Raw genomic sequence first — 23,440 nt, forward strand, 5'->3', positions numbered from 1 at the left:
CCGTTTCAACTGGGAGAGGTGCCCACGATGGGTGCCGTTTCGGGTGTTGTCGCAGGTGAGACACAGGATTGGGCGCTGCCGGCGAAGGGCAGCCGGACAACCATCCGGGTCTCACCGGGACGCGAGCGGGCGACGATCGACCCGTGGTGGCGCTGGGTCACGATGCGGTAGCTGAGGTGCAGCCCCAGACCGGTGCCCTTGCCCACATCCTTGGTGGTGTAGAAGGGTTCGAAGATCCGCGGGAGGGATTCCGCCGGGATGCCCCGGCCGGTGTCGGCGATCTCCACGACCATGCAGACGCCCTCGGCCCGGGCGCGCAGGGTCAGTACGCCGGCGCCCTCCATGGCCTCGACCGCGTTGTCGACCAGGTTGGTCCACACCTGATTCAACTCGCCCGGATAGCCCGTCAGTTCGGGCAGGTCGGACTCGTACTCACGCACGATGCTGATCCCGGCGAGCTGGGCACGCAGGACGACCAGCGTGTTCTCCAGTCCGTCGGTCACCGGGAAGCGTTGTTCGGGCGCCCGGTCGAGGTTGGCGTAATCCCGGGTGGCGGAGACGAGCTGGGAGATCCTGGGACCCGCGGCCCGCAGCTCCGCCGCGAGCGAGCGGATCTCCAGGAGTGCCGCCAGGTGGTCCAGGGCCGGGGCGAGGGCCCGGTCCCCGACGCCCTCCAGCCGCTCCCGCAGCCAGGCCAGATCCAGTCCGAGGTCCGCGACCCCGGAGCCGAGCAGGCCGGGCCGTTCGGTGCCCGCCTCCTCGGCCCAGTCGGCGATCTCCTCCTCGGCGTCGGCCTGCGCGAACGGGTCGGTGGCCACCGGCGGCGGCAGCTCGTCCAGTTCGTCGGCGAGCCGGTCGAGGAGCGAGCGCTCCGCGCCCGAGGCGGCCGCGCCCCAGGCCTGGGCGGTGCGGGTGAGCCTCTCCAGGGCGGGGGCCAGTTCCTGCGCGGCCCGGGCCACCGCCGCCGCCGGGTTGTTCAGCTCGTGGGCGAGCCCGGCGGCCAGGGTGCCGAGCGCCTCGACGGTGGCCCGCTTGCGGGCCTGCACCTCGGAGGACTTGATGCGCCAGGCCAGTACGGGGATCAGTACGGCGGCCACCCCGTGGCAGCGGGTCAGCATCTCGAAGAAGACCGGCTTCGAGTAGGCCACCACCGTGGTGGACGGGCCGCTGGCGGCCGCGGTGGCCACGTAGGAGCCGTCGGTCAGCAGGGGCAGTTCGCCGGTGAACCGGTGGGCGGCGGACGGCTTGCCGTCGTGCTCCTCGGCGGCGGCGCTCTCCTCCTCGGTGGAGTGCCGGGTGAGCACCTCCTCCCGGCCGTCGACGACCTTGGTGACGACCAGCCCGCCGGAGAGCAGGACGTGGAATCCGGTGGCCTCCTCGCCGTCCCGGAAGAGGACGTCGCCGTCGGCCAGGATCCGGGGCTCGGAGACCGAGACCAGCCAGTCCAACTGCTCGTCGGTGATCCCGGCGAAGATCTCCAACCCGCGCAGGGCCGACCGTAGTTCCGGCCCCTTCAGGTCCGCCACGTTCACGCCGTTCTCCCCTCGGCCCGGGTACGGGCGGCCAGTCGCAGGGTGGCCAGCAGGGCCAGCGCGCACACGGCGGCCACGGCGGCCATGAAGCCGACCGAGGTGCGGTGCAGCCCGTGGATGTTGGTCAGCATCCCGGCGAGGACCGCCGGCACGCTCATCGCGAGGTACGCGAACACGTATACGGCCGCAGTCAGTTCACCCCGGTGCGCCGGTTGCGCGAGGCTGCTCAGCGCGCGGAAGGCACCGAGGAAGGCGGCGCCCCAGCCACTGCCGAGGACGGCCGTGGCCACGAGGAACACGGCGGCCGAGCGGATCCCCAGTGCGAGCAGCACCAGGCCGAGTCCGGCGAGGAGGCCGAGCAGGCCGAGCACCGCGGTGCGCAACGCCTCGGTGCGGCCGAGCATCAGCTGGGCGACGGTGGCGGCGCCCGCGAGCAGGGCGACCGTGGCCCCGCCGACCAGGTAGTTGGTGGACCGCAGCAGGGACAGCGCCAGGTGCGGGCCGAGCGAGAGGTAGAAGCCGCCCACCGACCAGACCGCGACGATGGTCAGGACGAGGACGGCGAAGCGGCCCCGGGCGTCCGCCGGTACCCGGATCCGGTGCGGGACCACCCGGAAGCGGCCGCCGGCGCCGGGAGCGCTCTCCCGCATCCGGACCACGCCCACCAGGGTCACGGCGAAGGCGCCGACCAGCAGGAGGTAGCTCAGCACGGTCGGGGCGGGCGCGAACTGGACGAGGAGTCCGGCGCCGATCCCGCCGAGCCCGATGCCCACGGTGGGGCCGGCGCTGTTGACCTGGGCGCCGAGGGCGGGTCTGGCCGCCGGGCTGAGTTCCAGCAGGGCCGCGCCCATCGCCCCGGTGGCCAGGCCCACGGCGAGCCCTTGGACGGCGCGGGCGGCCAGCAGCAGACCGAGTCCCTGGGCACCGGCGAACAGGACCATGGAGACCATGGCGAGGATCAGGGCGCCGCCGAGGACCGGGCGCCGGCCCAGGGTGTCGGAGAGGGAGCCGAACAGCAGGAGCCCGGCCAGCACGGTCACCGCGTACAGGGCGAAGACCACCGTGATCGTGCCGGAGGACAGCCCCCACTCCTGCTGGTAGAGCACGTAGAGGGCGGAGGGCACGGAGGAGGAGAGCATCAGCAGGACGAGGACCGCTCCCACCACCCAGAAGCCGGAGCCTCTGGGCGCGCCGGCCGCGTGCGCGGCTGGGTGCACGGTTACCCCCGTGGTCGTCTCGGACGTGTCGGCCACTGCGTCACTCCACTCCCCCGTGATGGGACCCGTGGCGGGCCCCGTGGTGTGCCCGTCTCGGGCTATCGGGCGAGAGCCTGCTCGGCCCTCTGCAAGGCTCGGGCCGTCAGGACCCCCACGAGATGCCCGAGGTACTCGGCCGAGGTGCCGCGCCCGGGGACGAAAAGCTCCCTGGGTTCGGCGCGGAAGGCCGCGAGCACGGCCTCCGTTCCGTACGGGCCCCCGCGCAGCCGGTCCTCGACCCCGCGCAGTCGCAGTGCGCGGGACGTGGCCCCGGTGACGGCGATGCGCGGCCCGCCGGGGGTGATCCGTACGGCGGTGGCGCACACCGGGTAGCGGGTGGCGCGGTCGGCGGTCTTCTCGAAGGCGGCGGCCGGGCCGGCGGCGGGCACCAGCAGGGCGGTGAGGACCGCGTCGGCGGGCGCGGGGCCGGCGGCGAGCTCCTCGGCGGCGAGGCCGGCCCGCCCGCCGGGGCCGGCCAGTTCGACCACGGCGTCGGCGGCGATGGCGGCGACCGGCAGGTCGGTGGGCCGCGCGGTGGCGACGAGGTTGCCGCCGACGGTGCCGAGGTTGCGGACCTGGGGGTCGCCGTTGGCGCGGGCCGAGGCGGCCAGTTCCGGGGCCTCGGCGAGCACCAGCGGGTCGGCGGCGAGCTGGGCGAGCGTGGTCAGGGCCCCGATCCGCAGCCGGGTGCCGTCGGCGGTGCGGGTGACCCCGCGCAGCTCCGCCAGCCGCCGGATGTCGACCAGCAGCGTGGCCCGGTCGGTTCCGGAGCGCAGGTCGGGCAGCAGGCTCTGGCCGCCGGCCAGGATCCGGGCGCCGCGGGTCCCGGCCAGCAGGGCCAGCGCCTCGTCGAGGTCGGCGGGCCGCACGTAGTCGAACTCGGTGAGGATCACTGGGCTTCCCCTCTCATGCGGCGCCAGACCTTCTCGGGGGTGAGGGGCATGTCGATGTGCTGGACTCCCAGGTCGGCCAGGGCGTCGACGACGGCGTTGACGACGGCCGCGGCGGGCGGGACGGTGGCGATCTCGCCGGCGCCCTTGGCGCCGAGCGGGTTGTGCGGGCTGGGCGTGACGGTCTTGTCGAGCGTGAAGAACGGCACGTCGGCGGCGCGCGGCAGGGCGTAGCTGGTCAGGTCGGAGCTGATGAGCAGGCCCTGTTCGTCGTAGACGGCGGCCTCCATGAGGGCCTGGCCGAGGCCGTGCGTGATGCTGCCCTCGATCTGGCCGAGGACGATCTTGGGGTTGCCGAGGTGGCCGGCGTCGTCGACGGCGGTGTAGGACACCACCTCGGTCTCGCCGGTCAGTTCGTCGATCTCGACGACGGCGACGTGCGTGCCGAAGGGGTAGTTGAAGTCCGGCGGGTCGAAGTGGGTGGTCTCGTCGAGGGCGGGTTCGATCTCCGCGGGCAGCCCCCAGCCGTACCACATGGACATCGCCAGTTCGGCGAAGGTCTTGCCGTTCTGCTCGTTGCCCGCTTCGTGGACGCGGCCGCCCTCGTAGACGACCTTGTCCTCGGGAACGCCGAGGAAGACGGCGCCGGCCCGGATCAGCTTGCTCTTGATCTTCCGGGCGGTGAGGGCGACGGCGGGCGCGGCCATGCTGTAGGAGCGGGAACCGTAGGTGCCCTGCCCGTACGGGGCTTTCTGCGTATCGCCCTCCAGGACCTGGACGGTGTCCGGGTCGATGCCGAGCTCGTCGGCGGCGACCTGGGCGAAGACCGTGCCGTGGCTCTGGCCGGTGGAGGCGGAGCCCACGGTGACGGTGACCTCGCCGGTCGGGTGGACGCGGATGTTCGCGCTCTCCCAGGTGCCGCCGAGCATGCCTTCCTGGGACATCCGGGTGGAGGGGCCGACCCCGCAGATGGCGACGTAGGTGGCGAGGCCGACGCCGAGGCGCTTGCCGCGGGCGCGGGCCTCGGCCTTGCGGGCGGGCATGTCGGCGTAGCCCGACAGCTCGAGGGCCTTGTCGAAGTTCAGCTGGTAGTTCCCGGAGTCGTAGGTCCAGCCGAGGCCGTTGTCGTACGGGAACTTCTCCTTCGGCACCAGGTTCTTGCGCCGGACGGCCGCCGGGTCCATGCCGATCTCGGAGGCGTACCGGTCGACGAGGCGCTCCATGAGGAAGGCGGCCTCGGCGCGTCCGCTGCCGCGCTGGGCGCCGAGCGGGACGGTGTTGGTGAAGGCGGCGTAGACCTCGCAGAAGGCGGCGTCGATGTCGTACATGCCGCTGATGGAGCGGCCCATCAGGGCGGTGGCGACACCGGGGCCGATCGTGGAGGGGTACGCGCCGAGGTTGGCGTAACTGGTGCAGCGGACGGCGGTGATGCGGCCGTCGCGGGTGCCGGCGAGCGTCACGTGCTGGCGGTGGTCGCGGCCCTGGACGGTGGAGTTCATCAGTCCGGTGCGGGTGTCCACCCACTTCACGGGCCGGCCCAGCGCCTTGGACAGCAGCAGCACCAACGGCATGTCGGGGTACAGGTAGCCCTTGGTGCCGAAGCTGCCGCCGACGGTCGGGGCGATCACCCGGAGTTTGTTGAAGGGGATGCCGAGGACCAGTGCCGAGAGCAGGAAGCGGTGGTTGTGCGGGCCCTGCGTGGTGGCGTAGAGCGTGTACTCGCCGGTGACGGGGTTGTGGTCGCCGACCGCTCCGCGCGGCTCGATGGGGCTGTTGATGGTGCGCTGGTTGACGAGGTCGAGTTCGACGGTGACCTCGGCCTCGGCGATGGCCGCGTCGGTGCGGTCCTTGTCGCCGCAGGTCCAGTACGCGTTCAGGTTCCCGGGCACGGCCTCGTGCAGTTGGGGCGCGCCCTCGGCGAGCGCCGCGTCGGCGCGGGTGACCACGGGCAGCGGCTCGTACTCGACGGCGATGGCGGCGAGCGCCGCGGTGGCCTGGCGCGGGGTCTCGGCGACGACCACGGCGATGGGGTCGCCGACGTGCCGGACGGTGTCGCCGGTGAGGACCGGGCGGGCGCCGGGCAGTCCGTAGGGGTGGGGCGGGAAATGGCTCTCGACGCCGCCGGGGATCCAGATGCAGGGCAGCGGCATGACGTCGGTGAAGTCGGCGGCGGTGGCCACCTTCAGCACACCGGGCATCTGCTCGGCGGCCTTGGTCTCGATGGAGAGGATCTTCGCGTGCGCCACCGGGCTGCCCAGGATGGCCATGTGGGCGGTGCCCGGCAGGTCGATGTCCGCCACGTACGTGGCCTCGCCGCGCAGCAGCTGCGGATCCTCGCGGCTGTCCAGCGGCTGCCCGAGGACTCCGCTCCCCGTGGCCGGGGCCTCCCCCGTCACTGCGGTCATGTCCCTCACACCTCCTGTCCGGCAGCGGTGGACGTGGCGACCGCGCCGGGATCGGCCACGCCGGCGGACACGGTGACGGGCGCCTCGGCGCGGGCGGCCGCGCAGGCGCGCTGCACGCCCCGTACGACGCTGTGGTAGCCGGTGCACCGGCACAGGTTGCCGGTGAGCCATTCGCGGATCTCGGGCTCGGTGGGGGCCTCGCCGCCGGCGGTGGCGTCGACGAGTTCACCGAGGGCCATGACCATGCCGGGGGTGCAGAAGCCGCACTGGGTGCCGTGCTCCTGGCGCAGTGCCTCCTGGAGACCGGTCAGTTCGCCGCCGCGACCGGTCTCGCCCTCGATGGTGGCCACCTCGCCGCCGGCGGCGGAGGCGGTGAGGACCAGGCAGCTCTTGACGGACCTGCCGTCGAGGCGGACGACGCAGGTGCCGCACTGGCCGGTGTCGCAGCCGACCTTGGTGCCGGTCAGCCCGAGGCCGTCGCGGAGCCGTTCCACGAGCAGTTCGTTCGGCTGCGCCGAGAACTGCTCGGGTCTTCCGTTCACCTTCAGTGTGATATCCATGCCAGCGCCTGCGCTTCCGTGAGCGGCCGATTGAAAAGGGGCCCGCCGGGCTGTTGGAGAATTCCTCCGGAGTGCAACGGGCCGGTGTCCACGGGCGCGAATCCCAGATCCGTGATGATTCCCGCGACGATTTCTTTCGATTTCACGTCGTCGCCCGCGGTGAAATGTGCCAGGCGCTCTCCGGGTGCGGTACCGGCGACGGCGAGGGTTTCGAAATGCATGGTGTTCAGGGATTTGACGACCTGTGCGCCCGGGTACCACTCGGCGACCAGGTCGCTGGAGCCGCGCCCGCCGAGGTCGGCGGGGGCGCCGGGGCCGCCGAACGCGTTGGTGGCGTCCACCAGCACCTTGTCCTGCACGGCGTACGGCGGGAGCAGCCCGCGGACGCGTTCGAAGGGCACCATCAGCACCAGGAGTTCGGCCCGGTCGGCCGCCTCGGCGGGGTGCGCCGCCGAGGCGGCCCGTCCCAGCTCGGCCACGAGGGGGTCGAGGGTCTGCGGGCCCCGGGCGTTGGCGAGGACGACCTGGTGGCCCGCCGCCACGAGGATCCTGGCCAGGGTCGAGCCGATCCGCCCGGTGCCGATGATGCCTGTCCGCATTGCCGCTCCTCGGGAATGGAGGTCTCGGTCGTGCTCTCGGTCGGTCCCGCCTGCGCTCCGCGTCGGTCTCGGTAGCGCTCTCAGTCCATTCCGATCCAGACCGACTTGGTCTGGGTGTAGCTCTCCAGCGACTCGGGGCCGCACTCGCGGCCGTAGCCGGAGGCCTTGTAGCCGCCGTAGGGGACGGCGGGGTCGTACTGGTTGTAGCAATTGACCCAGACCGTGCCGGCCTTGATCTGTGAGGCGACCCGGTGGGCGCGCCGCAGGTCCTTGGTGTGGACGCCGGCGGCGAGGCCGTACGCGCTGTCGTTGGCGATGCGTACGGCGTCCTCCTCGGTGTCGAACGGGATGATCGACAGGACCGGTCCGAAGATCTCCTCCTGGGCGATCCGCATGCTGTTGTCGACGCCGGTGAAGATCGTCGGAAGGAAGTACAGGCCTTGGCTGGAGGCCCCTTCGGGGGTCCATCCGCTGCCGCCGGTGCGCAGGATCGCGCCTTCCTTCTCGCCGACCTCGATGTACGAGCTGACCTTGTCGAACTGGCCGCGGTGGGCCAGCGGTCCGAAGAGGGTGGCGGGGTCGCGCGGGTCGCCGGGCTTGAGGTCGGCCGCCCGGCGGACCAGGCGTTCGACCATCTCGTCGTGGATGGGGCGCTGCAGCAGCAGTCGCGAGCCGGCGGTGCAGATCTCGCCCTTGTTGTAGTAGATGCCGAAGAAGGCGAGTTCCTCGGCGGCGTCGAGGTCGGCGTCGGCGAAGACGATGTTGGCGGACTTGCCGCCGAGTTCCATCGTCACCTTCTTCAGGGTGCCGGCCGCCTTGCGGATGATCGTCTGGCCGACCGAGGTGGATCCGGTGAAGGCGATCTTGTCGATGTCGGGGTGGCCGGTGAGGGTCTCCCCCAGTTCCACGCCCGGACCGGTTATGACGTTCAGCACCCCGTCGGGGATCTCCGCCTCCTGGAAGAGCTCGGCGATCTTCAGGGCGGTCAGCGGGGTGGCCGGGGAGGGCTTGTGGACCACCGTGTTGCCCGCCGCGAGGGCCGGGGCGATCTTCGTCATCGACAGCAGCAGCGGGAAGTTGAACGGGGTGATGGCGCAGACCACGCCCAGCGGTTCGCGCAGGGTGTAGGCGAGCTGGCCGCCGGCCGGGGCGCGGGAGGAGCCGTCGACGCGGGTCACGGCCCCGGCGTAGTAGTGCATGAGCTGGGCGGCCATGGGGGCGTCGACCGTGCTGGAGAACGCGAACGGCTTGCCCATGTCCACGGTCTCCAGCAGGGCGATCTCCTCCAGGTCGCGCTCGATGAGCTCACCGACCCGGTTCAGTCGCAGCGCGCGCTCCTGGGCGGACAGTCTGCTCCAGGGGCCCTCCTCGTACGCCGTGCGGGCGGCGGCGACGGCCGCGTCCGCGTCGGCGGCGGCGGCCTGGGCCACCGGTACGATCTCCTGCCCGTCCACGGGGCTGACGTCCGGTTCGGTACGGCCGTCCTGGGCCGGGACCCAGGCGCCGCCGATGAACAGTTTCCCTGGGTTGGCGAGGGGCCGGCCGCTCAGCTCACGCTTGGTCATGGCTGCCTTCCGATGTCGGGTGCGGGGTGCGGGGTGCGGGGCCTAGCCCTTCGCGAGCTGCTGCAGGAAGGTCTCGGCGAGGGCCTTGGAGGAGTAGGGGTTCTGGCCGGTCGTCAGCTTGCGGTCGACGACCACGTGCGAGTCCCAGATGGCTTCGGCCTTCTCGTAGCGGGCGCCGAGCCGGGTGAGTTCGACCTCCAGGATCAGCGGGAGCCGGCCGGCCATGTTGGTGACCAGTTCCTCGTCGTGCGAGAAGGCCGTCATCCGGTAGCCCTCGAAGGGCCAGTGGCCTTCGCCGTCGCGCAGGGCGAGCAGCGAGGTGTGGCCGTGGCACACGGTGGCGAGGGGCTTGTCCTGCGCGATGACCCAGCGCAGGATCTGGGCGAGCTCGTCGGACTTGGGGAGGTCACCGATGGCGCCGTGGCCGCCGCTGACGTACACGCCGTCGTAGTCGGTGATGTCCTTCTCGGTGAGGGTCTCCAGTGCGATGGGGGCTCTGAGTTGGGGGGTGTCCCCGATGACCCGGACGTACTCGGCGGCGTTGGCCGCGTCCTCGTCCGGTGAACCCTGGGGGCGGACCCACCGGAGGAACTGGGGGTCGATGCTCGTCTGGTCGACGGTCGGCGCCCGGCCTCCGATCGTCGCCACGTCCACGTCGTGGCCGGCCGCCTTGAAGAGCGAGAAGGGCACGACGAATTCCTCGGCCCAGAATCCCGAGGGGTGCTGTTCACCGTCGAGCAGATGCAGTGTGGCTTTGGCCGTCATGACGACGAGAATCTTCATGATTCTCTCCTTGTTCTGGATTCGCTGCCGATTCAACACGCCACCCGCAGGGGGCGTAAGGGGGACGACGTCAGGCCCGCGATACTTCGTCACGTGCGTCCAACGCCGAGATGATGGTGCGGAATTCACCGACCAGGGGGTGGTCGGGGTGAGCTTCGGCAAATATGCGTTCCCCGTACAGAGCCGCCATTTCCGGCGAGTAGGGAAGGATTCCGGCCAGGGGCGCCCCGTAGACCGCCTCGGAGCGCCGGCGGGCCGCGTCGCGGTCGATGCCCGCGGGGGCCATGCTCAGGACCAGGTTCCGCCGGCAGGTCAGGCGCCCGGCGAGGGCGATGGTCTCCTCGACGCCGGAGAGGTCGATCCGGTCGGCCCGCGCCATGATCATCAGTACGTCGGCGCTCGCCATGGCGGTCACCGACTCGTTGTTGAGCCCGGCGTGGGTGTCGAGCAGCAGTACGTCGAGGCCGTGGTGCGTGGCCAGCCGATCGAAGCCCTCCGGCAGCAGCCCTACGTCGTAGCCCCCGGCCATGATCTCGCGCAGGGCGGCCGTCCCGGTCCGGGCCGGTACGACGTACAGGCCGGGCGCCGCCGTCCGCTGGGCGGTGCTCTCGATCTCGCAGCGGCCGAGCAGGTAGTCGGTCAGGGACGGTCCGGGCCCGAGGCGGAACAGCAGGTCCAGGGTGGGTGACTGGATGTCGGTGTCGACCACCCCCACCCGGCGCCCCTCGGCCGCGAGGAGCAGCGCGAGGTTCGCCAGTACCGAGGACTTGCCCGTCCCACCGCGGTGCGAGTGCACGACGATGGTGCGGGTCATCTAGGCCACCACCCGGGTACCGGCGCCGGCCGCGTGCGGCCCCCGCGCCGCGCGTGGCCGGTGCAGGGCCAGCATGGTGACGTCGTCGTGCTGTTCGGCGGTGCCGGTGTGCTCGCGCACCGCCCAGTCCATGCGGTCGACCACGTCCTTGCCGCTGGACGGTGGCCCGGCGAGCAGTTCCAGCATCCGGTCGTCCCCGAGGAAGCTGCCGTTCGGACAGCGGGCCTCGGGGACTCCGTCGGTGAAGGCGAAGAGGGTGTCGCCCGGGTCGAGCTGGGCGTAGCCGAGGGTGTAGACGCAGTCGGGCTGGATCCCGACCGCCGGTCCGGTGATGTGGAGGGCGACGGGTGGGCTGCCGTCGGCGGGCAGCAGCAGGGGCGGGTTGTGGCCGCCGTTGATGTAGACGAGGCTGCCGGTGAGCGGGTCGAGCACCCCGAAGAACAGGGTGGCGAAGTAGCCCTGCCGCAGGTGGTTGCGGGTGAGGTAGCCGTTGGTGGCGGTGACCGCGTTGAGCAGCGGGGTGGCGCCGACGACCGGGATCCGCCGGCTGCCGCCGGCGCGTCCGGCGACCAGGTGCTGGAGGCCGCTGTTCTGGGCGGTGTGCCGTAGCAGGGAGCGGATGAGCGCCATGAACAGCGCGGCTCCGACCCCCTTGTCGCAGACGTCGGCGACGACGAAGGCGAGCCGGCGGCCGCGGGAGATCTCGAAGACGTCGTAGAAGTCGCCGGCGACCTGCCGGGCGGGACGGAACCGCACGTCGATCTCCCAGCCGTCGGGGACGGGCATCGATTCGGGCAGGAAGCCCGCCTGGATCTCCCGGCCGATCTCCAGTTCCTTCTCGTAGCCCATGAGTTCGGCGCGGGCGTCGGCCTCCCGCAGGGTGCGGCCGAGTCCGGCGCGCTCCGAGCAGCTGTGCAGCCGGGCCCCGACGAGGGCGGGCAGGAAGGGCGGTACGAGGTAGTCGTGCCCGATCCGGACGTGCTCCTCCAGGGCGGCGAACTCCGTCACGGTCCAGACGACCACGATGGGTGCCCCGGCCCAGCGGCGCAGCCGGCGTACGGCCATCCGTACGGCCTCCCCGTCGGACTCGGCCGGGGCGAGCAGCACGTCCGCGACGGGCAGCAGTTCCAGTGCGCCTTCGCGCAGCTCCGCGAGGGAGCGGGTGACGAGTGCCGCGTCCATCGTCCGCAGAGCGTCGAGCAGCTCGGGCGGCGGTGGCGGGTACGCGTCGAGGATGATCACGGTCGTGGAGGGCATCGGTCCGTCCCCTCAGCCTTCACAGTCAGGGTGCTGATGTTGCGGCCGTCCCTGTGCGCGTAGCCGAACTCGTCCACGCTGGTGAGTGCCAGGTGGATGCCGAGGCCGCCGATCCGCCGCTCCTCCGGGGGGACCCCGGGGGCGGGCGGCAGGCGGCCTTCGACGGGGTCGAAGGGGGGTGCGTGGTCCTCGATGACGATCTGTACCCCGCCAGGGCCGGAGCGGCCGCGGACGGTGATCCGTCCGTCGGCGCCCCGGTACCCGTGCATCACGACGTTCGTGGCCAGTTCGTCCACCGCCAGCCGGAGCCGGTAGGTGGCGCCCTTGCCCAGGCCCGCCGCACCGGCCAGCCGTAGGACGAACGAGGCGATGTCGCCCAGTGCCCCCACCGTCGCGGGCACTTCCAGTTCGCAGGACGTCCTCGCCAGTTCGACCATGTCAGTCACGGTCGTCACTCATCGGTGAGGACGATGCTCCGGTCCAGCCCCGCGGTCCGGATGGTGCGGGACACGGGCTCGATGGCACCGACCACCTTGAGGGTGACGTCGTTCGCGACCTTCTGCTGGGCGAAGACCAGGGAGCGCAGTCCGGCGCTGGCCATGTAGCCGACGCCGGCCATCCTGATCTCGACGGTGGTGGTGCCGTGCCCGGCGGCCTTCTCGATGGTCCGGTGGAAGTCCGGTGCGGTCTTGGCGTCCAGCTCGCCCGTCAGTTCGATCACGGTGGTGTCGCCCTCGATGCTCAGGGACACGGAAAGCGGCATGTCAGGTCTCCTTCGGTCAGGGCGTGTCGAGGTCGTCGCGGTCGTTCGTGCGGCCCACCAGGATCACCACCGAGCGCGGGCCGATCAGGTACTTCCCGGCGTTGTCCAGCTCCTGCTCGGCTCCGGGGGTGCGGATGTCGTACGGTGCCTCGGCCCCGGTGTCGGCGAACAGGTGCCAGCTGCGGCCGCCCGGCAGGGCGGGCAGTTCCAGGTCGTGCGACTCCCAGTGCGCGTTCATGGCCACGTACACCACGTCGTCGTCACCGGTGCCGCAGCGGGCCACCGCCAGCAGCCGGCTCTCGGCCGACCAGTCGGGCTGCCAGGCCCGCTCCCCGTGCCAGCTGATGTCCGGCAGGCCCAGGTGCTCGCGGACCTGACCGGTGGGGTGGGCGGTGGAGCGCAGCTCACGGTGGTGCTTGCGGAACTCGATCATCTCCCGGGTGAACCGGAGCAGTTCGGCGTTGTCGTCGACCTGGTCCCAGTCGAACCAGGACAGCTCGTTGTCCTGGCAGTAGGTGTTGTTGTTGCCCTGCTGGGTGCGGGCGACCTCGTCGCCGGCCAGCAGCATCGGGATGCCCTGGCTGGTGAAGAGGATCGCGAGGGCGTTCTTCATCTGACGGGTGCGGAGCGCGTTGATCTCCGGGTCGTCGGTGGGGCCCTCGGCGCCGCAGTTCCAGCTGTTGTTGTCGTTGGCACCGTCGTTGTTGTGCTCGCCGTTGGCCTCGTTGTGCTTGTCGTTGTAGGAGACCAGGTCGGCGAGGGTGAATCCGTCGTGCGCGGTCAGGAAGTTGACCGAGGCCGCGGTGCCGCGGGTGGCGTACAGGTCGGGCGATCCGGCGATGCGGGTGGCCAGTTCGCCGGTGACGCCGGGGTCACCCTTGAGGAAGCTGCGTACGGTGTCGCGGTACTTGCCGTTCCACTCGGCCCAGCGGCCGTACGCCGGGAAGTTGCCGACCTCGTAGAGGCCGCCGGCGTCCCAGGCCTCGGCGATGAGCTTGGTGTGCCGCAGGACCGGGTCGTAGGCGAGCAGTTCCAGCAGCGGCGGGTTGGGCAGCGGGGTGCCGTCCAGGGCCCGGCCGAGGATGGCCGCCAGGTCGAAGCGGAAGCCGTCGATGTGGTAGTCGGCGACCCAGTGGCGCAGGCAGTCGAGCACGTAATTGCGCACGACGGGGTGGTTGCAGTTGACCGTGTTGCCGGTGCCGCTGAAGTTGAAGTAGTAGCCGTCGGGCGTGAGCATGTAGTACGTGGCGTTGTCGAGCCCCTTGAAGGAGATCGTCGGGCCCTGCTCGTTGCCCTCCGCGGTGTGGTTGAAGACGACGTCGAGGATGACCTCGATGCCGGCCGCGTGCAGGTCCTTGATCAGGGTGCGGAACTCGTCGCCCTGCATGCCGTAGCGTCCGGTGGCCGCGTAGCCGGCCTTGGGGGCGAAGAACGAGACGGTGTTGTAGCCCCAGTAGTCGAAGAGCTGCTCGCCCGTCTCCGGGTTGGTGCGCGGGTTGTCGCTCTCGTCGAACTCGAACACCGGCAGCAGTTCGATGCAGTTGATCCCGAGCTCCTTCAGGTACGGGATCTTCTCGCGCAGCCCCGCGAAGGTGCCGGGTGCGGTGACCTGCGAGGAGGGGTGCCGGGTGAAGCCGCGCACGTGGGTCTCGTAGACGACGAGGTCCTCGGCGGGGATCCCCAGCGGGGTGTCGTCGCCCCAGTCGAAGTCCTGGAGGCAGACGCGGGAGCGGTACTGGTAGCCGCGGCTGCGGTCCGGCTCCACGCCCCACACGTCACGGCCGGCGATCAGCCGGGCGTACGGGTCGGAGAGCACCTGCCGGGCGTCGAAGCGATGGCCGGTGACGGGGTCGTAGGGGCCGTCGGCCCGGTACCCGTACTCGATGTTCTCGTGGTCGAGGCCGAAGACGGTCATGGCGAAGACGCTGCCGGTGCGGAATTCCTCCGGGAACTCCAGTTCGGCCATCGGCTCGGGTTCTCCGCGTTCGAAGATGACCAGGGTCATGGAGGTGGCCTGGTCGGAGAAGACGGAGAAGCTGACCCCGCCGGGGACCACGTTGGCCCCGAAGGGGAACGGTTTGCCGGCGCGGACGCGGTACCCGCCCACCTCGTGGGTCGGGTACGCGTCGACGCGCAGCACCTGCTCGGACCGGGTCTCGGTCATCGCGCGGCCTTGGCCTTGGCCTTGGCGGCCGCCGCGACGGCCTCGCCGGTCTCGAAGAAGTCGAGGAACCCGGTGGCCGACATGACGAACCGGACTTCCTCGCTCACCCCGTAGAGGGTGACCGCGACGCCGGCGTGCTGCGCCTCGCGGTAGACCACCAGCAGGGTGCGCAGGCCCGCGCTGGAGACGTAGGTGACCGCCGTGAGGTCGATCTTCAGCGGCTTGCCCTCGCGGACCAGTGGCAGCAGTGCCTGGAGCAGCGAGCCGGATGTCTCGCTGTTGATCTCGCCGGTGGCGACGAGCACGGTGCCCGTCTTGTTCCGGCGTTCCTTGACGTTGAGAGTCATTGCGTTCCCCTCTGGTTGGGGCGCCCCCCGTTGAGCGCTACTTGGCCACCGGACGCAGCCGGACCTTGACCTTCACCCGGCTCTGGACGTCGGGCAGTCGTACGGTGAGTGCGTCGGCGTCGAAGTCGGTGTACGGCTTCTCGTCGATCTCCACGGACGCGATCCGCACCGAACCGGCGGGAAGCAGGTCGGGCGAGACGCGCAGGACGCGGTCGGGCAGGTTCGTCGGGTCGGGCTGGAAGTGGAAGTCCATCTCCCGGCCGTTGATGAGCAGGTTGTTGTAGACGGCGGAGAGGTAGCAGAGCTCCGCCGAGTGGTACATGGACATCGAGTGACTGCCCTTGAGGCGCTCGGTGCCGAGCAGGTACGGCGTACCGCTGGCGAGCACGTTGAAGTAGACGGCTCCCTCGTCGTGGTCGAGGAAGAAGGTGTTGTAGAAGGCCTGGGCCTGCCGGGCCTCGCGCAGGTTCGCGTCGCCGCCGACCGTGCCGTTCAGGATGAGGTAGGCGAGGATCGCCTGCTCCTGCTGCCACCAGGCCTTGCGGTCGTGCCAGGCGAACCGGTACGCCTCCTGGTCGCCGCCCTTGAGCCGCTCGACGACGTCGTACCAGCCGCCGCGCTGCACATCGCTGCCGACAGCCGGCATGATCTCGCCGATCTTCTTGGCGAGCTGCTCGTACTCCGGCTTGGCCTTCAGCGAGTTCATCCGCATCAGGTTCCAGGCGATCTTCAGGTTGTGGCCGACCACCGCGCGGTTCTGCTGCCAGCTGTGCGCGGTGTCGTGCGACCAGTCGCGGAAGAAGCGCTCCTGGACGAAGGGGCTGTTCTTGTAGTCCGGGAACTTGTCCGCGATGGTGTCGAAGGTGTACTCGAGGAAGTCGGCGTACTTCTGGTCGCCGGTCGCCAGGTACAGGTTGATCAGGTAAGCGGGCGCGTGGTCGCCGACCGAGTTCCAGTTCTTGCGCTCGGCGTTCTCGCCGAGCGACTCGTGGTCGGCGCTGAAGAGGATCGGGTCGATGTGGGAGTAGTAGCCGCCCTGCTCCGGGTCGAAGAAGAACTTGTCGAAGAGGCGGATGGTGGCGTCCGCGTCGTTCTTGATCCGGACGTCGCCGGTGACCCGGTACGTCTGGATGGGGCCGGCCAGCGCGTAGATCTGCTCGTACATCGGGATCGCGTCGTAGTCGTCGGAGAACTCCGAGGTGAAGAGCTTGCGCTCGCTGTCCCCGTCGACGCTGATGCCGTGGTACCAGAAGACCACGTCCTCCTCGCTGTCCACGACCCGCATGTGCTTGCGCAGGTACTCGGTGCCGCGCTCGGCGACCTCCAGGTACTCGTCCTTGCCGGTCAGCAGGTAGGCCGAGGCCATGCCGTAGACCAGCCGGGAGATCGTGTCGGTCTCCTGGACGTGGCTGGCGGTCTTGTCACCACCGAGCCGGATCTCGGTGCGGTACTCGGTGAAGTCCACCGGCCCGTCGCCGAACTGCGCCCGCTTGTAGAAGTCGGCCAGGGATTCGATCTGCTTGATCCACCAGCTGGGCTCCTCGAAGCGGTAGTCCTCGGAGCCGCGGCCCAGGAAGACCAGGCGTTTGGCGTCGAAGCCGCCGCCGCGCTCCGGGTAGTGGACCCCGTAGACGAAGAGGAACCGGCCGGGCGAGAGCATCTCGTCGATGTGCCCGGAGGCGTCGATGTAGGGCTCGTCCAGGTTGCGGACCAGCTCGGCGCTGGGGTCCCCGGCGAGGGAGACGTCGAACTCCCGCCCGTCGGAGGTCTTCAGCTTCAGCAGCCGGGCCCCGGAGTCGAAGCGGGTGACGTAGCCCGCGATCGTGTCGGAGAAGGAGAAGGTCACGGCGTCAGCCATGGGTCACGCACCGTCCTTGTCGTGAGAGCCGTCGTCCTCGTATCCCTGGCTGACCTCGACGATGACCCCGTCGGGATCGCGGACCCACACGGTCCGCCAGCCGCAGATGAAGTCGTCGAAGTCCAGTGGTCCCAGGGTCACTTCCGCCGCGTCGCCCAGCTCGGCCAGGAACGCGTCCACGCTGTCGGTCTGGAAGGCCAGGTGGCGCATCCGGCCGGGCGCCTGCGGACCGTCGTCGCTCGCCGGGCGGGCCGGAGCGGTGTCGCCGGCCGCGAAGAGCTCCAGATACGCGTCCCCCTTGCGCAGGAACACGATCCGGGACTCCCCGAGATCGACCACCCGGGCCCGGGTGAAACCGAAGTACCGGGTGTAGAAATCCTCGGTGGTCTTCTGGTCCGCGCAGTTCAGGCCCACGTGGGACCACCGCAGCCCGGCGGCCATCAGCCGGCTCCCCGGCCCCGGCCGGCCGCGACCAGTTCGATGATCCGGCGCGCGAAGAGGTGGTGGTGGGCCCCGGTGCGGCCGGTGACCAGGTCCCCGTCGACCACCACGTCCTCGTCGACGTACTCCCCGCCCATGTTCCGGACGTCACCGATGAGGTTGTTGTGGCAGACCACCTTGCGGCCGCGGATCTTGTCCGGGATCGAGGAGGCCAGCCACATGCCGTGGCAGATGATCCCCTTGAGGACCGTCGGCTCCTCGAAGGCCCGGCGCAGCAGCTCGGTCGCCGGGGCGAGGACGTCCACGTCCTCGGTGTAGCGCAGCCGGTCGGCGACCATGCCGGAGGGCACGATGATCGCCGCGTACCGGCGCAGCTCGTCGTCGCTCAGCCCCTCCAGGGACTGCGTGGCGGTGAAGGGCGCCCGGTACTCGTGCCCGGTGAAGGTGATGGCGTCGTTGCCCCACAGCCGGGTCAGGAAGTCGACCTCGGCGCCCTCCTCGGCGAAGCGGTGCTGGTAGTAGAAGATCTCCGGCTCGTAGTAGTCGCTCTCGACCAGGACCGCGATCCGGGTCCCGGACAGCGCGCCCTCGCGCAGCACCGCGTCAGACACGGGAGGCCCCCTTCAGGAAGTCCGCCGCGCGCTCGGCGATCATCGCGATGGCGGTGTGGCAGTTGCCGGACGGGACCGCGGGCATCACGCTCGCGTCGACCACGCGCAGGTTCCGTACGCCGTGCACCCGCAGCTCGGGGTCGACGACGGAGAGGTCGTCGACACCCATCCGGCAGGAGCCGGCCTGGTGGTGGTAGCTCTCCGACTTCTGCCTCACGAAGGTCCGCAGGTCGTCGTCGCTCACGTGGCCCGGTCCGGGCTGGAGCTCCTGCTTGTACCAGGGCGAGAAGGCGGAGGTCGCGAAGATCTCCCGGGCGATCTTGACGCCCTGCACCATCCGCTCCAGGTCCCACCGGTCACCCAGGTAGTTCGGGTTGATCAGCGGGTGGGCCAGTGGGTCGGTGCTCGCCAGCTTGATCCAGCCGCGCGAGACCGGACGTACGACTCCGGGCAGGATGGACACCGTGTTGGGGTGGTCCTGACCGACGATCACGTCGAACGGCACGTGGACGAAGGCGATCTGCAGGTCGGGCGCGGGCAGCCCGGGCCGCGAGGCCAGGAATAGAGCGCTCTCCGACAGGTTCTGCGCCGGCGGCGGGAGCTCCTGGGTGACCTCGGCCATCAGCCCGGTCAGGACGTGGTTGTGGAAGTTCTCGCCGACCCCGGGCAGGGCCGCGGTGACCTCGATGCCGTGCTCGCGCAGCTGCTCGGGGTGGCCGATGCCGGAGAGCAGCAGCAGCTTCGGGGACTCGATCGCCCCGGCCGCCACGATCACCTCGCGGCGGGCCCGTACGGTGTGCGGCCCGGGAGCCGCGGCGGCGCTGTGGCCGTCCCGGACGGTCCGGCCCGGGGCGTCGCTGTCCGACGGCGTGGCGGGAGCCCGGAGCTGGACGTACTCGACGCCCGTACAGGTGTCCCCCTCGCACAGCAGCCTCGTGCTCTGCGCGTCGGTGCGCAGGGTCAGGTTGGGGCGCCGCAGCGCCGGCTCCAGGTAGGCGGCGAGGACGCCCTGGCGGCGGCCGTCGGCCACGTCGATGTGGTGCCAGCCGGTGCCGAAGAGGCCGCGTCGCGGCCCGTCGGTGTTGAAGTCCTCGATCTCCTGGTGGCCCAGCTCGACGGCGGCGTCGATGAAGGCCCGGGAGACCGGGTTGGGGCCGTGCCGCCCGGCGTTGGTGATCCGCTGCGGGCCGCGGGTGCCGGTGGTCGCGGCGGTGACGTCCTCCTGGCCCTCCAGCAGGGCGAAGTAGGGCAGCACGTCCTCGTAGGACCAGCCGGCGGCGCCCTGGTAGGCCCAGTTGTCGAAGTCCGAGGCGTGGCCCCGGATGTGCATCATGATGTAGAGGTTGCTGCTGCCGCCGGGGGCCTTGCCGCGCGGCTCGTACGTGCGACGGCCGTCGAGGCCGGGCTGCGGGGTGCTGGTGTAGCCCCAGTCCACCGGACCGCCGAGGAGCTTGTACCAGGAGGACGGGTCGTCCACCTCGGGCGGGATGCGGGAACCGCCCGCCTCCAGGACGAGGACGGAGACGTCCGGGTCCTCGGAGAGCCGGTCCGCCAGCACGCTGCCCGCGGTGCCGGAGCCCACGATGACGTAGTCGTATTCCTCTGCACGTTCTTCAGCCATGACCGCGCTCCCCTCAGTCCTGGCTCAGCACCTGGAAGGGGACCGTGTCGTGGTAGTTCGCCATGTAGGCGATCTTTCCGTCGACGATCCGGAAGAAGTTCATGACCTCTGCCTCGATGGGCTCCCCGGAGGCGCTGACCGCGGTCAGGTGGGAGACGGCCGCGGCCTTCTCCCCGTCGACGACGAAGTGCACGGGCTCGTTGCGGAAGACCCGGTACATCGTGCCCATGCCCTTCATCATCGAGCGCAGGACCTCCAGGCCCTCGATGTGGCCGGCCAGCTGCTCGTCCATCACCTGGTCGTCGGCGAACAGGTCGCACCAGCGTTCCCAGTCACCGGCGTTGGCGTACTCGTAGTACTTTCGAAGGATCTCGGTGTGGCTCTCGTGTCGGTCCATCGCGCTCATCCCCCTGTCGGTCTATCGGTCCCTACGGGTTCCGTCCGGCGCGAACGGCGCCCAGAACTGACTGAAGGCGGTCGCCGAGTCCCCGAAGAGACCGTCCCGGCCCTCGACGATCCGGCCGCCGCGCCACCGCATGAAGTGGAAGACCGGGTAGTCCATCCGCTCGTACGCGGAGGTGCTCGTCTCGTCCGCGCCGTCCCGCAGGGCCACGTTGCGGCACACGTCGGCGCTGCAGTCCTCGCCGACGAGGACCGCCTGGATGTCCATGCGGAAGGTGCCGCCCGTGAGCTTGTGGGTCTGCCCCATCAACTCCAGGAAGGCGTCCAGGCTCTCGTACCAGCCCGCCAGCGGGTGGTTGCCCGGCACCAGCCACCGCAGGTCCTCGGAGTAGTACTCCAGGATGCGTGCCCGGTCGCCGGAGCCGAGGGCGGCGTAGGCCGCCTCGACCCGCTCCCGTGTCACTTCGGTCATCGTCGCTTCTCCTTCGTCGGCGCCCGTGCTCAGAGCGAGCCGGAACCGGGCATCGGCGCCAGGTCGTTGACGGTGTACTGCTTGATCAGCGGTCCGTCCGGACCGGCCACGACCGTCCAGGTCTGGTCGGCGTCGAAGCCGAGCCACTGGCTGCGGGCGGCCGGCGGATCCCAGATCTTGGCCTGCCAGTTGACGAGGACCCGGACGACCGCCCGGTCGCCCTCGATCACGGGCTCCACCTTCGTGACGGTGTGCACCTCGTCGAAGAAGCGGTGGGTGACGGCCTCGTACCAGCGGCCGAATCCCTCGTGCCCGAGGAAGGTGTCCTCGGGGACCTTGAACTCCAGGTCCTCGGTGATCAGGGCGAGCACGTCGTCCGGACCCACGTGCTGGTCCAGCGCCACGTACCAGGCCTCGGCGAAACTGCGGATCGCTTCCTCGGTCAGCTGCCGCTCGGCGGGCATGCGGTCTCCTCCTGTCCGTACGGGGCTTGCGTCGGATGGCTCTCGGATCAGATCTGGACGTCGACGAGGAACGGCCCGGGGTGGGACAGCATCCGACCCACGGCGGCGACCGCCTCGTCCGGCTTCTCCACCCGCATCCCGCCGGCGCCGAGCGAGCGGGCCAGCCCGGCGAAGTCGATCTCGGGGTGGGAGAGGTCGAAGGAGCCCGGGAAGCCGTGCTCCGGGATGTCCCGCTCCCGCCAGTACTGGGCGATGTTGTCGTCCAGCAGCCGGTACTTGCGGTTGTTGCACACCACGAACTTGGCGTCGATGCCGTGCCGGGCCGCCGTCCACAGCGCCTGGTAGGTGTACATGGACCCGCCGTCGCCCGCGAAGCCGACCACCAGCCGCTCCGGCCGGGCCAGCTTCGCCCCGACCGCGCCCGGGAAGCCCACGCCGAGCGAGCCGCCCCGCGTCAGGTGGTAGTCGCCGGGGCGCTCCGCCGGCAGGTACCGGGTGACCAGCGGGGAGGTGGTCAGTGCCTCGTCGAAGACGATCAGGTCCCCGCCCGTGCGCTCGGCCAGGGTCTTCAGGAAGACGGCCATCGGCGTGCCGTCGTCCGGGGCGGACCCCGCCGCGCGCACCTCGCGGACCCGCTCCCGGGTCCGTACGTCGAGGCGCGCGGCGGCCGCCGCCCGACGCTGCGGGCCGAGGCGCCGCTCCAGTACGCCGGCCAGCGCGCGCAGCGCCTCCTTGGGATCCGCGGCCAGGCCCAGGTCCACCGGGTGGTTCTTGGCGATCTCGTAGGCGTTGAGGTCGATGTGGACGACCTTGGCGCCGGCCCTGAAGGGGCTCTCCAGCTCGGGGAAGACCTCCGGGAAGACGTAGGTGCCGACGATCAGCACGCCGTCGGCGTCCCCGACGAGCTCCTTGCTGTGCGGGCCGAACATGTGCCCGGTCTGGCCGCGCCGCAGCGGGTGCGAGGCCGCGATGTTCACCTCGGACGAGTCCACCTCGTACACGTCGGCGCCCAGCAGCTCGGCGACGGCGACGAGCTCGTTCTGCGCCCCGGAGAGCGCGACCCCGTCCCCGACCAGGACGATCGGCCGCTCGGCGGAGGCGAGCAGCTCGGCCGCCCGCCCCACCGAGGCCGGTGACGGCGACACGTCGGTGAGCACCTCCGTGGAGGGCAGGACGGGCTCGGAGTTGAGCTCGTCCAGCACGTCCATGGGCAGGGCCACGAACACGGGTCCGCGCGGCGGGGTGAGCGCGATCTTCACGGCGCGGCGGACGGTGCGGAGCACGGACCGCGGGTCGGTGACCCGGGTCGCGTACTTGGTCACCGGCTTGGCCATCGCCACCAGGTCGCAGGCCATCTGCGCGTCCATGGCGTCGTAGCGCACCCCCGCGTCACCGGCGATCACGACGAGCGGCGTGTGGCCTCGCAGCGACTGGTAGAGCATGCCGATGCCGTTGCCCAGACCGACGCCGGAGTGCAGCTGGAGCAGGGCCGCGCCGCCGGTCGCCCGGGCGTACCCGTCGGCGATACCGGCGGCCACGGTCTCCTGGAGGGCGAGGACGTAATGGAAGTCCTCCGCCGCGTCCACCGCGTCGAGAAATCCCTGCTCCACCGTCCCCGGATTTCCGAACATCACCTTCAGGCCGTCGGCCTTGAACTGCTCGATCAGCCTTTCCCGTCCGGGAGTGGCTTCCATGAATTCCCCCTCGACTCTCCGATTTTCCTGCGACCTCCGGGATCACCAGCCGTATCGGGTGAGACCGTCCTCCAGGACTTCCACGATCTTCTGCCCCGTGAGATAGGAATCGGGGGTGGAACGTCCGGTGACGAAGGGGAAATCGACGATGACCGAAACCGGTTTGCCGAAATTCCCGTGGTACGCGCCGCGCGGGCCCGTCGCGTCGCGCAGGATGTACTCCAGCGGATACGGCGGCGGCCCCATGTTGAAATCGGTACCGAGGAATCCGGTGCCGTCCTTGTAGTCGTACTCCTTGCAGTGGCCGGTCACGTGCTTGCCCCGGATGATGCTCCCGCGGTCGCTCCAGTCCCGGGCGAAGGCCAGGCAGGCGACGCCGTAGCACTCGGCGGCGACGACCTTGCCGGCCTTGTGGAAGGCCAGGATCAGGGCGTGCACGCGCTCGTTGTTCGCGAGGTCCACGATGGGGCCGCTGCCCCCGACGACGAGGATCGCGTCGTACCCGGCGATGTCGGCGTCGAGCTTGTCCAGATCGCGGTGGTACTGCTCCAGCTTGGGCAGATAGCCCTCGTCGCTCGTGTACGGACGCTCGGGGACCCACGCCTCGATGTCGAGCGGCGAGTCCAGCCGGCTCGACTGCTCGAACTCGCGCCCCAGTCGGGCGTTCTCCTCGGTGGTGACGGAGCGTCCCAGCGGAGGGTCGATGTAGTTCGCGTCGAGGCTCGGCGGGAGAGCGTGTGCACGCTTTCCGGTCGGCGTGGCGAATATGACCTCGTAGCCCCGCTCATCGAACTTCGATACGGGGCCTATCAGTTCCTCGGCCCAGTAACCGTGTTCGGAGACAATGACCAGAATCTTTCTGCTCACGTATTCCTCCAGGCGCCGCCTGTTGTCGTTGGCGTCCCCCACACTGGCCGCGCCCAGGTGCTTCGTCAAAGCGCT

23 protein-coding genes are annotated in these 23,440 nt (G+C 70.6%); all 23 read right to left on the reverse strand.

All coding sequences use genetic code 11. The features are described 5' to 3' along the window. Nucleotides 1–5: 5 nt before the first annotated feature. Nucleotides 6–1,532 (reverse strand): ATP-binding protein, encoded by a 1,527-nt coding sequence (locus ACGFYY_RS14290; protein WP_393709322.1) that lies wholly within the window; start codon nucleotides 1,530–1,532, stop codon nucleotides 6–8. Beyond that, complete coding sequence (locus ACGFYY_RS14295) at nucleotides 1,529–2,785, reverse strand: MFS transporter (protein ID WP_365266186.1); 1,257 nt, start codon at nucleotides 2,783–2,785, stop codon at nucleotides 1,529–1,531. Before ACGFYY_RS14295 ends, ACGFYY_RS14290 begins: the two co-directional genes overlap by 4 nt. 62 nt (nucleotides 2,786–2,847) lie before the next feature. After that, on the reverse strand, nucleotides 2,848–3,681 hold the full coding sequence (locus ACGFYY_RS14300) for an FAD binding domain-containing protein (protein WP_393709324.1): 834 nt from the start codon (nucleotides 3,679–3,681) through the stop codon (nucleotides 2,848–2,850). Beyond that, nucleotides 3,678–6,083, reverse strand: coding sequence for a xanthine dehydrogenase family protein molybdopterin-binding subunit (locus ACGFYY_RS14305; protein ID WP_393709326.1), 2,406 nt, complete (start codon nucleotides 6,081–6,083; stop codon nucleotides 3,678–3,680). Before ACGFYY_RS14305 ends, ACGFYY_RS14300 begins: the two co-directional genes overlap by 4 nt. A gap of 5 nt (nucleotides 6,084–6,088) precedes the next feature. Further along, nucleotides 6,089–6,643: a (2Fe-2S)-binding protein gene (locus ACGFYY_RS14310; protein ID WP_393709328.1), complete on the reverse strand. Its 555-nt coding sequence runs from the start codon at nucleotides 6,641–6,643 to the stop codon at nucleotides 6,089–6,091. Further along, the gene (locus ACGFYY_RS14315) at nucleotides 6,628–7,386 is read right to left on the reverse strand and encodes an NADPH-dependent F420 reductase (protein WP_393709330.1); all 759 of its coding nucleotides are present in this window, start codon (nucleotides 7,384–7,386) and stop codon (nucleotides 6,628–6,630) included. The genes ACGFYY_RS14310 and ACGFYY_RS14315 overlap by 16 nt, the downstream gene beginning before the upstream one ends. Continuing rightward, nucleotides 7,323–8,807, reverse strand: coding sequence for an aldehyde dehydrogenase family protein (locus ACGFYY_RS14320; RefSeq protein ID WP_365266196.1), 1,485 nt, complete (start codon nucleotides 8,805–8,807; stop codon nucleotides 7,323–7,325). Before ACGFYY_RS14320 ends, ACGFYY_RS14315 begins: the two co-directional genes overlap by 64 nt. A gap of 42 nt (nucleotides 8,808–8,849) precedes the next feature. After that, nucleotides 8,850–9,590, reverse strand: coding sequence for a type 1 glutamine amidotransferase domain-containing protein (locus ACGFYY_RS14325; protein ID WP_393709332.1), 741 nt, complete (start codon nucleotides 9,588–9,590; stop codon nucleotides 8,850–8,852). Between the two features lie 70 nt (nucleotides 9,591–9,660). Next, on the reverse strand, nucleotides 9,661–10,404 hold the full coding sequence (locus ACGFYY_RS14330; RefSeq protein ID WP_393709334.1) for an AAA family ATPase: 744 nt from the start codon (nucleotides 10,402–10,404) through the stop codon (nucleotides 9,661–9,663). After that, the gene (locus tag ACGFYY_RS14335) at nucleotides 10,405–11,661 is read right to left on the reverse strand and encodes a PP2C family protein-serine/threonine phosphatase (protein ID WP_365266202.1); all 1,257 of its coding nucleotides are present in this window, start codon (nucleotides 11,659–11,661) and stop codon (nucleotides 10,405–10,407) included. Continuing rightward, nucleotides 11,643–12,098, reverse strand: coding sequence for an ATP-binding protein (locus tag ACGFYY_RS14340; protein WP_393709580.1), 456 nt, complete (start codon nucleotides 12,096–12,098; stop codon nucleotides 11,643–11,645). The genes ACGFYY_RS14335 and ACGFYY_RS14340 overlap by 19 nt, the downstream gene beginning before the upstream one ends. 14 nt (nucleotides 12,099–12,112) lie before the next feature. Continuing rightward, complete coding sequence (locus tag ACGFYY_RS14345; RefSeq protein ID WP_365266204.1) at nucleotides 12,113–12,424, reverse strand: STAS domain-containing protein; 312 nt, start codon at nucleotides 12,422–12,424, stop codon at nucleotides 12,113–12,115. A 16-nt stretch (nucleotides 12,425–12,440) separates the two neighbouring features. Further along, entirely contained in the window at nucleotides 12,441–14,588 is a 2,148-nt protein-coding gene (glgX, locus tag ACGFYY_RS14350) for a glycogen debranching protein GlgX (protein ID WP_365266206.1), read from the reverse strand. Then, nucleotides 14,585–14,935 (reverse strand): STAS domain-containing protein, encoded by a 351-nt coding sequence (locus ACGFYY_RS14355; protein ID WP_030008823.1) that lies wholly within the window; start codon nucleotides 14,933–14,935, stop codon nucleotides 14,585–14,587. Before ACGFYY_RS14355 ends, glgX begins: the two co-directional genes overlap by 4 nt. Nucleotides 14,936–14,972: 37 nt before the next feature. Continuing rightward, on the reverse strand, nucleotides 14,973–16,793 hold the full coding sequence (locus ACGFYY_RS14360) for an AGE family epimerase/isomerase (protein ID WP_393709338.1): 1,821 nt from the start codon (nucleotides 16,791–16,793) through the stop codon (nucleotides 14,973–14,975). 3 nt (nucleotides 16,794–16,796) lie between these two features. Continuing rightward, nucleotides 16,797–17,234, reverse strand: coding sequence for a VOC family protein (locus ACGFYY_RS14365; protein WP_393709340.1), 438 nt, complete (start codon nucleotides 17,232–17,234; stop codon nucleotides 16,797–16,799). Continuing rightward, a complete protein-coding gene (locus ACGFYY_RS14370) occupies nucleotides 17,234–17,845 on the reverse strand; it encodes a DJ-1/PfpI family protein (protein ID WP_393709342.1) in 612 nt (203 codons plus the stop codon). Before ACGFYY_RS14370 ends, ACGFYY_RS14365 begins: the two co-directional genes overlap by 1 nt. Continuing rightward, nucleotides 17,838–19,466 (reverse strand): GMC family oxidoreductase, encoded by a 1,629-nt coding sequence (locus tag ACGFYY_RS14375; RefSeq protein WP_393709345.1) that lies wholly within the window; start codon nucleotides 19,464–19,466, stop codon nucleotides 17,838–17,840. The genes ACGFYY_RS14370 and ACGFYY_RS14375 overlap by 8 nt, the downstream gene beginning before the upstream one ends. Before the next feature lie 13 nt (nucleotides 19,467–19,479). After that, nucleotides 19,480–19,863 carry a nuclear transport factor 2 family protein gene (locus ACGFYY_RS14380; protein WP_393709347.1) on the reverse strand — a complete coding sequence of 128 codons (384 nt, stop codon included), beginning with the start codon at nucleotides 19,861–19,863 and terminating at the stop codon, nucleotides 19,480–19,482. A 21-nt stretch (nucleotides 19,864–19,884) separates the two neighbouring features. After that, nucleotides 19,885–20,340, reverse strand: a complete 456-nt coding sequence (locus tag ACGFYY_RS14385) for a nuclear transport factor 2 family protein (protein ID WP_365266219.1) — start codon at nucleotides 20,338–20,340, stop codon at nucleotides 19,885–19,887. 29 nt (nucleotides 20,341–20,369) lie between these two features. Then, nucleotides 20,370–20,804 (reverse strand): nuclear transport factor 2 family protein, encoded by a 435-nt coding sequence (locus ACGFYY_RS14390; protein WP_393709349.1) that lies wholly within the window; start codon nucleotides 20,802–20,804, stop codon nucleotides 20,370–20,372. A gap of 47 nt (nucleotides 20,805–20,851) precedes the next feature. Continuing rightward, nucleotides 20,852–22,498, reverse strand: coding sequence for a thiamine pyrophosphate-binding protein (locus tag ACGFYY_RS14395; protein ID WP_393709351.1), 1,647 nt, complete (start codon nucleotides 22,496–22,498; stop codon nucleotides 20,852–20,854). A gap of 42 nt (nucleotides 22,499–22,540) precedes the next feature. Next, nucleotides 22,541–23,365 (reverse strand): type 1 glutamine amidotransferase domain-containing protein, encoded by an 825-nt coding sequence (locus ACGFYY_RS14400; protein WP_033226149.1) that lies wholly within the window; start codon nucleotides 23,363–23,365, stop codon nucleotides 22,541–22,543. Nucleotides 23,366–23,440 lie beyond the last annotated feature (75 nt).

Source organism: Streptomyces sp. NPDC048331 (genome assembly GCF_043201215.1).
Taxonomy (GTDB): domain Bacteria; phylum Actinomycetota; class Actinomycetes; order Streptomycetales; family Streptomycetaceae; genus Streptomyces.

Bases quoted from the DNA above. Each gene is read 5' to 3' on its own strand.
- ACGFYY_RS14305 (WP_393709326.1), bottom strand. From the start codon at position 6,083: ATGACCGCAGTGACGGGGGAGGCCCCGGCCACGGGGAGCGGAGTCCTC.
- ACGFYY_RS14310 (WP_393709328.1), bottom strand. From the start codon at position 6,643: ATGGATATCACACTGAAGGTGAACGGAAGACCCGAGCAGTTCTCGGCG.
- ACGFYY_RS14320 (WP_365266196.1), bottom strand. From the start codon at position 8,807: ATGACCAAGCGTGAGCTGAGCGGCCGGCCCCTCGCCAACCCAGGGAAA.
- ACGFYY_RS14325 (WP_393709332.1), bottom strand. From the start codon at position 9,590: ATGAAGATTCTCGTCGTCATGACGGCCAAAGCCACACTGCATCTGCTC.
- ACGFYY_RS14330 (WP_393709334.1), bottom strand. From the start codon at position 10,404: ATGACCCGCACCATCGTCGTGCACTCGCACCGCGGTGGGACGGGCAAG.
- ACGFYY_RS14335 (WP_365266202.1), bottom strand. From the start codon at position 11,661: ATGCCCTCCACGACCGTGATCATCCTCGACGCGTACCCGCCACCGCCG.
- ACGFYY_RS14340 (WP_393709580.1), bottom strand. From the start codon at position 12,098: ATGGTCGAACTGGCGAGGACGTCCTGCGAACTGGAAGTGCCCGCGACG.
- ACGFYY_RS14345 (WP_365266204.1), bottom strand. From the start codon at position 12,424: ATGCCGCTTTCCGTGTCCCTGAGCATCGAGGGCGACACCACCGTGATC.
- glgX (WP_365266206.1), bottom strand. From the start codon at position 14,588: ATGACCGAGACCCGGTCCGAGCAGGTGCTGCGCGTCGACGCGTACCCG.
- ACGFYY_RS14355 (WP_030008823.1), bottom strand. From the start codon at position 14,935: ATGACTCTCAACGTCAAGGAACGCCGGAACAAGACGGGCACCGTGCTC.
- ACGFYY_RS14360 (WP_393709338.1), bottom strand. From the start codon at position 16,793: ATGGCTGACGCCGTGACCTTCTCCTTCTCCGACACGATCGCGGGCTAC.
- ACGFYY_RS14365 (WP_393709340.1), bottom strand. From the start codon at position 17,234: ATGGCCGCCGGGCTGCGGTGGTCCCACGTGGGCCTGAACTGCGCGGAC.
- ACGFYY_RS14375 (WP_393709345.1), bottom strand. From the start codon at position 19,466: ATGGCTGAAGAACGTGCAGAGGAATACGACTACGTCATCGTGGGCTCC.
- ACGFYY_RS14380 (WP_393709347.1), bottom strand. From the start codon at position 19,863: ATGGACCGACACGAGAGCCACACCGAGATCCTTCGAAAGTACTACGAG.
- ACGFYY_RS14385 (WP_365266219.1), bottom strand. From the start codon at position 20,340: ATGACCGAAGTGACACGGGAGCGGGTCGAGGCGGCCTACGCCGCCCTC.
- ACGFYY_RS14390 (WP_393709349.1), bottom strand. From the start codon at position 20,804: ATGCCCGCCGAGCGGCAGCTGACCGAGGAAGCGATCCGCAGTTTCGCC.
- ACGFYY_RS14395 (WP_393709351.1), bottom strand. From the start codon at position 22,498: ATGGAAGCCACTCCCGGACGGGAAAGGCTGATCGAGCAGTTCAAGGCC.